The 7,861-nt window shown below is 33.7% G+C and carries 8 protein-coding genes; 5 read left to right on the forward strand and 3 right to left on the reverse strand.

Annotated elements, in window-relative coordinates; all coding sequences use genetic code 11:
• Nucleotides 1-39: 39 nt before the first annotated feature.
• Nucleotides 40-2,121: a fibronectin type III domain-containing protein gene (locus tag KE503_RS09790; protein WP_212385110.1), complete on the forward strand. Its 2,082-nt coding sequence runs from the start codon at nucleotides 40-42 to the stop codon at nucleotides 2,119-2,121.
• Nucleotides 2,122-2,224: 103 nt separating this feature from the next.
• On the opposite strand, the gene KE503_RS09795 is transcribed toward KE503_RS09790, so the two are convergent.
• Together KE503_RS09795 and KE503_RS09800 are read right to left on the reverse strand one after the other, a co-directional pair.
• Nucleotides 2,225-3,304 (reverse strand): undecaprenyldiphospho-muramoylpentapeptide beta-N-acetylglucosaminyltransferase, encoded by a 1,080-nt coding sequence (locus KE503_RS09795; protein WP_022374747.1) that lies wholly within the window; start codon nucleotides 3,302-3,304, stop codon nucleotides 2,225-2,227.
• A gap of 17 nt (nucleotides 3,305-3,321) precedes the next feature.
• The gene (locus KE503_RS09800; RefSeq protein WP_022374748.1) at nucleotides 3,322-3,567 is read right to left on the reverse strand and encodes a TIGR03905 family TSCPD domain-containing protein; all 246 of its coding nucleotides are present in this window, start codon (nucleotides 3,565-3,567) and stop codon (nucleotides 3,322-3,324) included.
• 186 nt (nucleotides 3,568-3,753) lie between these two features.
• On the opposite strand from KE503_RS09800, the gene KE503_RS09805 reads away from it, so the two are divergent.
• The 4 genes from KE503_RS09805 (at nucleotide 3,754) to KE503_RS09820 (ending at nucleotide 6,712) form a co-directional block, all read left to right on the forward strand.
• Nucleotides 3,754-4,446, forward strand: a complete 693-nt coding sequence (locus KE503_RS09805) for a 5'-methylthioadenosine/adenosylhomocysteine nucleosidase (protein ID WP_022374749.1) — start codon at nucleotides 3,754-3,756, stop codon at nucleotides 4,444-4,446.
• An 85-nt stretch (nucleotides 4,447-4,531) separates the two neighbouring features.
• Nucleotides 4,532-5,221: a hypothetical protein gene (locus KE503_RS09810; RefSeq protein ID WP_212385111.1), complete on the forward strand. Its 690-nt coding sequence runs from the start codon at nucleotides 4,532-4,534 to the stop codon at nucleotides 5,219-5,221.
• A gap of 45 nt (nucleotides 5,222-5,266) precedes the next feature.
• Entirely contained in the window at nucleotides 5,267-6,124 is an 858-nt protein-coding gene (locus KE503_RS09815) for a delta-lactam-biosynthetic de-N-acetylase (RefSeq protein ID WP_249183032.1), read from the forward strand.
• 69 nt (nucleotides 6,125-6,193) lie between these two features.
• A complete protein-coding gene (locus tag KE503_RS09820; RefSeq protein ID WP_022374752.1) occupies nucleotides 6,194-6,712 on the forward strand; it encodes a dUTP diphosphatase in 519 nt (172 codons plus the stop codon).
• Nucleotides 6,713-7,128: 416 nt separating this feature from the next.
• On the opposite strand, the gene KE503_RS09825 is transcribed toward KE503_RS09820, so the two are convergent.
• Nucleotides 7,129-7,533, reverse strand: coding sequence for a hypothetical protein (locus KE503_RS09825; RefSeq protein ID WP_022374753.1), 405 nt, complete (start codon nucleotides 7,531-7,533; stop codon nucleotides 7,129-7,131).
• Between the last annotated feature and the right edge of the window lie 328 nt (nucleotides 7,534-7,861).

Here is a 7,861-nt window from a genome sequence, read left to right on the forward strand (position 1 = left end):
ATTATTATTTTACTTAACTTATTTAAAAGGAGGTTTCACATGAGAAAGACAATGTGGAAAAAAGGTCTATCTGTAGCTATGGCAGCTGCAATGCTGGCAGGACCTGTAAATGTACCAGCAGTATTTCATAATGTAGCGATCGTCAAAGCAGACGAAGCAACAGGATTAAAGGATCCAAAAACTTTAACAGATATTGATGGGTATTATTATGCAACAGTTAATATGGAATATGCAGATTACTATTATGGGGAGTTAAATAAGGTATCAGATGTATCAACATTAAATTTATCTAAAGGAGATATCGTTGATGCAACATATAAAAATGGAGAATATGATGCAGTAACTTCAGCAACTACACAGAAATCTACAGGATTTGCAGCAACATATTTTACACAGAATGTGCAAAATAATGAAACAGGGGAAGCAGCAACAGGTGTAAATATTAATGGTATTGCAAATGTTCAGATCAGAATTCCAGCAGCATTATATGAGTCATATTATAATGCATATCAGGAAAATAAAAATAAGGGATTATCTGTATATAAATATCTTGAAAATGCAGAATTCTCTAATACAGCATTTGATAATTATAAAGAATTAAATGGAGATGGAACATTTAGAGCAACAAATGATGAAGGAACAAAATTAGAGAATGCGACAGCAAGTATCACATCAACTTCAAAATGGGGAAACTGGCAGATTTCTGTTGAAGGATTACCTTCTTATGTTACAAAGAAGAGCATGGAAGGTGCGATCATTGAAACTACAGATGGAGCAAAATATGGAATGCTTCATGAGGATAATTTATGGTTAAAGCCAAAAGAAATTGCATTTTCAGCAATTTCATTCAGCGAACCTCATGGTAACCATATGTCATATAAACACACACAGAGTTTAAGTGGAAAAACAATTAAAAAGATTACATATATCTTAAGAGAAACAGAGGCCTATGAAGAATCTGGAAAAGGCGGTGTAACACAGGTTCCAGCGTGTGATGGAAAAGATATTGTGATTGATAATTTAAATCTGAAAGTAGCACCTTATGTAGATGTTACAGTAAATGATGTGGAAAGAAGCAAGGATGGTACAAAGGTAACATTTAATAATCTTCCAGCAGGAAATGATTTTGAAGTAACAAAAATCACAAAGGGAACAGGAAAAGGTGTCCCATCTTTAACAGAGGATCAGTATAGCTATAAAGATGGAGTGTTAACATTAAATAGTAGTGTAGAAGCAAGCATAGATACAGCATATTATGTAACATTAGAATCAAAATCAGGTTCATATGCAACTGTGAAAGTAACAGCTATGGTAAAACCTTTATTAGCAGATGATGCAACAATTACAGCAAAAGATGTTACATATAATCCAAAAGGAATAAAGGTATTTGTTGATACATCTAAAGTTCCAGAAGATGCTGCATATACAGTTGCAAAAGTAAAAAATGGATCTAAAGTACTGAGTGAAGACTCTTATGAATATAAAGATGGAGTTCTTACTTTCAATAAAAATGTTGCTGTAGGAACTTATGTTGTAACATTTGAATCTGCAAAATATCAGGATGTAAAAGTTTCTGTAAAGGTTAATAAAGCAAAAGGAACGCTTACAACAAAAGCAAAAACAACAGTTAATACAGCAATTGGAAGCAAATCTTTCAACCTTGGTGCAAAAGCAACAACAGGGATGAAAGTAAGCTATGCTTCAAGTAATAAGAAAGTAGCAACAGTTTCTTCTAATGGAACAGTATCTGTAAAAGGAACAGGGATCGCAACAATCACAGTAACAGCAAGCGGAAGCAACTATAATACTGTTACAAAGAAGATCACAATCAAAGTTGCACCTAAAAAACAGAGCGTAAAAGCAAAAACTGCTAAAAAGAAATTAACGATCACATGGACAAAAGATAGTAATGCAACAGGATATCAGGTTCAGATCGCAACAAAGAAAAACTTAAAAGGTGCGAAGACATATACAGTAAAATCTTATAAAACATATAAGAAAACTATCAGTAAATTAAAATCTAAGAAAAAATATTATGTAAGAGTAAGATCATACAAAACTGTAGGAAAAACAAAACTTTATGGAGCTTACAGCACAGTAAAATCTTATAAAGTTAAATAATAGAAAAATAAATAATAGCGTATAGTTTTTCTTGAAAATAAAAAGCACGAGATTGCCATAGAAAGTAGCAGTCTCGTGCTTTTTAAATAAGTAATTAATAAGATTATCGTTTTCTTTTTTGAGAAGCTAACTGATTGGCAAGATTCACAATCGTTTCAATTGGATTTGCAAGCTCACTTGTATTCATTGCTTCCACATATTTATCACGGTCTTCATAAACGCTGTTAACAGCATTTAATAAAGTCTCACTCGTAACATCTTTCTCCTGAAGTACATAACTGTAACCCTGCTTTTCAAAAGATTCAGCATTCAGGATCTGGTCTCCACGGCTGGCTTCTAATCCAAGAGGAATTAAAATATTAGGCTTGCGAAGTGCAAGAAGTTCACAGATCGCATTGGCTCCAGCACGGGATACAACAACGTTAGCACATGCAAAATAATGTTTTAATTCAGCTTTTACATATTCAAACTGTTTGTAACCTTCTCTGCCTTCAAGGCTTTCATCAAGGTTGTTACGTCCGCAAAGATGAATGATCTGATATTTCTCAAGTAATGCATCAATATTGTTACGGATCGCATTGTTGATCGCAACAGATCCAAGACTTCCACCGATAACAAGAAGTACTGGTTTATCTTCGTTAAATCCACAAAGACGAAGTCCTTCCTCACGTTTTCCTGTAAATAATTCTTCACGGATTGGGGAACCTGTTAAAACAGCTTTACCTTCAGGAAGAAGTTTGACTGTCTCAGGGAAGTTACAGCATACCTTGCTTGCGCTAGGAATACTTAATTTGTTAGCTAATCCTGGTGTCATATCAGACTCATGAATGATAACCGGAATATGAAGTTGCTTTGCAGCAAATACAACAGGGACAGTAACAAATCCACCCTTAGAAAATACAACATCTGGACGGAGTTTCTTTAAGATTTTTTTCGCTTCAAAAAATCCTTTGATCACACGGAATGGATCAGAAAAGTTTTTGATGTCAAAATATCTACGCAATTTTCCGGAAGAAATTCCGAAATATTTAATACCGATATCTTCAATCAGTTTCTTTTCCATACCTTCGTAAGATCCAATGTAATAAATATTATATCCCTCATCGATCAGTTTTGGTACAAGTGCCATATTCGGTGTAACATGTCCGGCAGTTCCTCCACCGGTTAATACGATTCGTTTCATGATTCTTTCTCACCCCATTAATGATTTTCTTTGTACTCGATCAGCGCTTTAGAAAGCTGATCTGGACATGAAGTTCCACGGAAACCACACTGGATTCCAGATAATTTGTCGATGACTTCATCAATTGGAAGTCCTTTTGCTAATGCAGCAACACCAGTTGTATTTCCCTGGCATCCGCCAACAAAATGGATGTCTGTTAAGATTCCATTCTCTACTTCAAATTCGATTTCACTAGAACAAGTTCCTTTTGTTTTATATACCATAATAAAATTATCCTCCTGTAAAATTAAAATTGTATATTAGAAAAACTTTCTGAAAATATACATAATGAATTATAGAGCAAGAAAGCACGTATTTCAAGCATTGGACGAAAGGTTTCGTAATTGACAGGATTTAAGATTTCCCGTAAACTGAAATTAAATGATATTACAAAGATAAGGAGAACAGATATGATTGGTATTATCGGAGCCATGGAAGAAGAAGTCAGTCAGCTGATCGAAGCTATGGAGAATAAAGAAAAAGTAACTTGTGCAGGTATGGATTTTTATTCTGGAACGTTAAAAGGAAAAGATGCAGTAGTTGTACAAAGTGGAATTGGAAAGGTCAATATGGCACTTTGCACACAGATTCTTGCAGATAAATTTGATGTAGAAGCGGTGATCAATACAGGTGTAGCAGGTGGATTATATAAAGATATCGAAATCGGAGATATCGTAATTTCAAAAGATGCGGTACAACATGATGTGGATGCGACAGTCTTTGGATATAAAGTTGGAGAAATTCCTAGGATGGATACGTCTTACTTTGAAGCCGATAAAGATCTGATCGAGCTTGCGAAGAAAACATGTGAAGAAGTGAATCCAGATATTAATTGTTATGTAGGAAGAGTTGTTAGTGGAGATCAGTTTATTTCAGACAATGATAAGAAACATTATCTGATCAATGAATTTGATGGATATTGTGCTGAAATGGAAGGTGCAGCAATGGCACAGGCAGCGCATTTAAATCAGATTCCATTTATCGTATTACGTGCGATTTCTGATAAAGCAGATCAGGAAGCAGCAGGAAGTTACGAAGAATTTGAAAAAGCGGCAATAAAACACATTGTTCGTCTTGTTCTTGGAATATTAGACAGAATGTAGTCTAACTTTGTAGGACGGTTTCTCTTAAGTTTTCAAAGCAATCCTTTTATAATGATAAACAACAAATATAAAAGGAGAGACAGCTATGGAAATGTTAAGAGAAACTTTTTTTGTGCAGGGACTAATTGTTTCTGTGATTGCAGCAGTATTGGTAAAGCTTATTGTTTGGCGCAATTATCACAAATTATTGGCTTCGTCCGAAGAAATGGACAGGCCAAAACGATACTGGATCGGAACGCTAAAGAAAAAGATAGAGAATTATTATTCATTGAATGCTAAAGTGAATAATATCAGCTGTATTGTGGATAAATATCTTGAAGCGAATAAGATCATGGGGATAAATTCATTTTTTCTGGAACAGATTCCAGAAATCTGTGGGATCTTGTGTATTGGACTAGGCTGTCTTGGAGCAGTAAAAGGAATTTTGATGAATTCAGATATTAATTTCTGGGGAGGACAGCTGATCGTTGGAGTAATGTTTGGAATAGTAGTGTTTCTGTTTGACAGATTGACCAATATGGAACATACAAAGAGAAAGATTAAGATAAATCTTCTTTACTATTTGGAAAATATTCTTCCCAATCGCATGGAAAAAAATCTGAAAAAACAAAATTATGAAAAAAATGAAAAAATTAAAAAAAGTCAGAAAATAAAACAAGAAAAAGAAGATGCGAGACAACTTAAGGAACATTGGGGAGAGATCGCAAGTGCGAAAGAGCTGCAACTTACAGATGAGGATATTCAAACATTAAAAGATTTCATGAAAGATTTATAAATACAGGAAATTACTCATACATATATAAAAAAGGAATCGTGAACGATGAAAAGTATATGTATGACAGCTGTTTTTTTGGTAATGGTTTTGTTGACTGCCTGTCAGGGATTAGCAGAAAAGAAAAATGTACAATCAAATGAAACAACTTCCAGTACATTAAGGCTATTGAATACAGACCAGCAGAAATATCAGGAAACATCGGGAGAGACGGCACAAGGAATCGAACGCTGGTGGCTAAAGAGAAATGAAAATCACCAGACTCCGGAAGTATCTGATCATATTGATCTGTCAAAATATGATGCGTATTATGTAAATCCAAAATGCAAGAAAAAGAAGATTTTTCTTACATTTGACTGTGGATATGAAAACGGATTTACTCCGAAAATTCTGGATGTTTTGAAAAAACAAAAAATTGTGGCAGCTTTTTTTGTAACGAAACCGTTTATCAGAGAGGGGAGAGAGCTTGTAAGGAGGATGAAGAAGGAAGGACATATTGTTGGAAACCACACGGTACATCACAAAAGTATGCCAACATTATCAGACAGAGATAATAAACAGGAAATTATAGATTGTGCTGAGTATTGTAAAGAGGCAACAGGATATGAGATGGATCATTTCATTCGCCCTCCAATGGGGGAATACAATGAAAAGACTTTAAAATTAACAAAATCAATGGGATATAAGACGATATTTTGGAGTATGGCATATGTGGACTTTGATGTTAATAAGCAACCAGGGAAGCAATACGTAGTGGAACATTTTAAGAAATACACACATAATGGAGCCATCCCATTAATGCATAACGTCTCACAGTCAAATGCGGAAGCATTGGATGAAGTGATCACGAATCTGAAGAAAGAAGGATATCAGTTTGAATCATTGAAAAAACTTTCATCCTATTGAAACAAACAGATGAGTCTGATAAAATAAGTGGCGTTGAAATATAAAGAATGAAGATTACAGGAGATACAGATGAACAAAATTGCACAGTTTCATAAAGTAAGCTTTGAGCAGTTTGAAGAAAGCTGGAAAGACAGTTTTCCAGGAACTTCAGATGAAGAGATCAAAGCAATTTACGATGGAATCAAACTTCCAAAGAGAGCAACCAGAGGATCAGCAGGATACGATTTCTTTAGTCCGGTTGATTTTACATTAAAACCAGGTGAGACAATTAAGATTCCAACAGGAATCAGAGTCTTTATCGAAGAAGACTGGGTATTAAATATTTTTCCAAGAAGCGGTCTTGGATTTAAATTCCGTCTGCAGATGAATAACACAGTTGGAATTATCGACAGTGACTATTTTTATTCAGATAATGAAGGACATATCTTCGTAAAATTAACAAATGACAGTAATGAAGGAAAAACAGTTTCTGTTGAACAGGGAACAGGTATGGTACAGGGAATCTTTATGCAGTATGGCGTTACAATTGACGATGATGTAACAGAAGTACGAAATGGCGGATTCGGAAGTACAACCAAAACAAAATAGAGTACGATAAAAACGATCGGAGAAGTGGAAAACTCCGATCGTTTTTTGCAGTGTGAAAGTGATGAGTTTCCACACTGCTTTGTCATGTAAGAGAGTGTAGATGGTATTAAGATATGAATTGAAATTTATATTCAATTTAATAAATCACGTCAATGTAAACAAAAATAGGGTTTTCGTTATGTTTTTGTGATTGCTTGTTATTATTTGTGCTTAATGGTTAACAGTTGCAATAAAAATTTTACCATATCTCTCTTACATATTGTAAACTAGCGTTTTAGAAAAAAAGGGAACTTTTTGGCAAAAAAATTTTGAGGCTGTAAACAAAGATTTCGAGGGAACGTCAAAAAGGCAGGAAAAACCTGCCTTTTTTGTGACGAGTAAGGATTATGTGAATAATTGATTAGTTTTTTAGAACTTTAATATTTGTTTTTGTAGATGAAAGTATCACTGTTTATTTTTTTACCGCCTTTAGATTTGTAGACTGTGGCAGTGCTGTAAACTCGGTATGTATAACCTTTTGTTACATAATAGCCACGGCTATACATATTAATACTAGTATCTCCATTAGTGCCACTAGTTAAAGTATGCCATTTACCACCAGAATATCGTTGCAATTTCATATTAATTTTAGAATAGTAAGAACTTTTGCTTGGAATGACAGTGGTATAGAAAGATGCTAACCCCCACTTTTTGAAAGACAATCCAATTGTAACATGTTGAAAACCAGCCCAGTTATTTGCAGCAGAAACAGTGGAAGTAGTATTTGATAGCATGACGAGACAAAAGATTGGTATAAATAAGAGTTTATAAAATTTTTTCATAAGGTAATCCTTTCTATCCTTACCAATATGTAGAAATAGATAATTTAAAAAGAATGAAAAAATTTAAAAATAAAATAATATTGAAAATATGAAATAAGTATAGTGTGTTACACATAGGAAGAGAAAGAAGAAATGCTAAAATTGATTTTTAGTAAAAAATGGTATAAAAAAATCAGTCGATGTAAATTATTCATTACGACTGATTTTTAAATTTATTATTTTGTTTTAAACTTTAAATATGTTGCTATTTTTAATAGTTGATTTTTGGTTTCTGATGACATTATAGAAATAATACTGTGATTTTTATATGTAATTAAAGTATTAGTAT

The organism is Anaerostipes sp. Marseille-Q3525, assembly GCF_018223505.1.
Taxonomy (GTDB): Bacteria; Bacillota; Clostridia; order Lachnospirales; family Lachnospiraceae; genus Anaerostipes; species Anaerostipes amylophilus.

Coding starts and splice junctions, on each gene's coding strand:
- KE503_RS09790 (WP_212385110.1), top strand. CDS start 40: ATGAGAAAGACAATGTGGAAAAAAGGTCTATCTGTAGCTATGGCAGCT.
- KE503_RS09795 (WP_022374747.1), bottom strand. CDS start 3,304: ATGAAACGAATCGTATTAACCGGTGGAGGAACTGCCGGACATGTTACA.
- KE503_RS09800 (WP_022374748.1), bottom strand. CDS start 3,567: ATGGTATATAAAACAAAAGGAACTTGTTCTAGTGAAATCGAATTTGAA.
- KE503_RS09805 (WP_022374749.1), top strand. CDS start 3,754: ATGATTGGTATTATCGGAGCCATGGAAGAAGAAGTCAGTCAGCTGATC.
- KE503_RS09810 (WP_212385111.1), top strand. CDS start 4,532: ATGGAAATGTTAAGAGAAACTTTTTTTGTGCAGGGACTAATTGTTTCT.
- KE503_RS09815 (WP_249183032.1), top strand. CDS start 5,267: ATGAAAAGTATATGTATGACAGCTGTTTTTTTGGTAATGGTTTTGTTG.
- KE503_RS09820 (WP_022374752.1), top strand. CDS start 6,194: ATGAACAAAATTGCACAGTTTCATAAAGTAAGCTTTGAGCAGTTTGAA.
- KE503_RS09825 (WP_022374753.1), bottom strand. CDS start 7,533: ATGAAAAAATTTTATAAACTCTTATTTATACCAATCTTTTGTCTCGTC.